This is a genomic window from Caballeronia sp. LZ034LL (genome assembly GCF_031451215.1).
GTDB lineage: Bacteria > Pseudomonadota > Gammaproteobacteria > Burkholderiales > Burkholderiaceae > Caballeronia.
Genome location: NZ_JARUXR010000016.1, coordinates 1 through 1,274 on the forward strand (window position 1 = coordinate 1; position 1,274 = coordinate 1,274).

Annotated in this window: 1 protein-coding gene; it reads right to left on the reverse strand. The window is 64.8% G+C overall.

Going from position 1 to position 1,274, the window contains the following annotated elements:
- Positions 1–1,190 (reverse strand): DUF6531 domain-containing protein (locus tag QCE83_RS34975; RefSeq protein ID WP_309821463.1); only part of this gene is annotated, 1,190 nt, incomplete at its 3' end.
- Positions 1,191–1,274 lie beyond the last annotated feature (84 nt).

Consider the following 1,274-nt stretch of genomic DNA (forward strand, 5'->3'; position numbering starts at 1 on the left):
TCGAGCGCATCATGGACCGCGATCAGATCGCTGCGCGCATTCTGCTCGTAGCGCACCAGCGGCCAGCGTTGGCCCTGTGCATCGTGCAATGTCACCCGACCGATGCAGCCGGGCACATCACCCAGAGCACAATGCACGATACGACCCGTCGCGGCGTCGCCCGACCATTCGATGAAACGCAGTCCGCCTTCACTGGGCAACTCGATACGCCACGCATTGCCGTTCAGATCGTTGAATTGCACGAGCCATGACCGGAGTGGCTGCTGCGGATTGCCTGCAAGCGACTGTTCCCGCCATCGCTCGGGCAGCGCGAAGCGATATTCGATGCCTTCCCGACATCGCACGATCAACCACGCGCCGTCGAGATAAAGTGCATGACCACCGACGCCCTCGATGATCCGCGCCGCCCAGCCTTCATCGGCGGGCATCTGATCGAAGCACACCCACTTTTCGGGGAAATAGACGATGCCGCCGATCTCATCATCGTGCTCGAAGAGTTCGATGCGGATATCAGCGGGCGACTGCCAGCCGCAGCCCACGGCGCCCAGGCGCGTGTCGTGACTTGCATAGCGGCGGTTCCATACGAGCGGCAAGCGCCCCGGCACGGTGAAGTCGTGCTGCTGCACGACCACTTCGCCCGTGATCCCGTTGACCGGTTCGCCAAAGAGCCATCTGGCGACCAGGCTGACGAAGTTGCCCCACCGTCCGTTGCCGACGCGATCCTGAATCGCTCTGGACACCGTGCAGGCACGCGACGGCTTGGACATGCCGTGCAAGAACGCCCCGCGCATCGCCGTGCCGGCAAGCGCCGCGATGCTGGGCACGGGTGGCCCGCCCACCAACACCGGACGGGATGCCGGAATCGGCAGCATGACTGAAGTGGGCAGCGACGTGCTTCCACGCCGCGTGTGCTCGCTGTTGTGCGACAACGAGAGCATCCCCGTGAACCAGCACGTCAGCGCGGGCAGCACGGCATAGGCCATCGGGTCGCCGTTGGCGTGCACGGTCATGCTGCCGAGGACGGCTTCGCCGTTGCCTGCTGGCTTGGGCGCATCGGGACCCGTGAAAACGCCGCCGATCGGAAAATGCAGGCCAGGCATATGCATGGTCTGCGTACCGGCGGTCGAGCGCATCAGGCCGTTGACCCAGATCGGACCGCCGCCACCGCCTGCACCCACTGCAACAGCCATCGCACCAGCCGCAACTGCCGCCGCGCTCACACTGCGCATTCCCAGCTTGACGATGGCTCCCGCACTCATCGCCATCATGCCCAT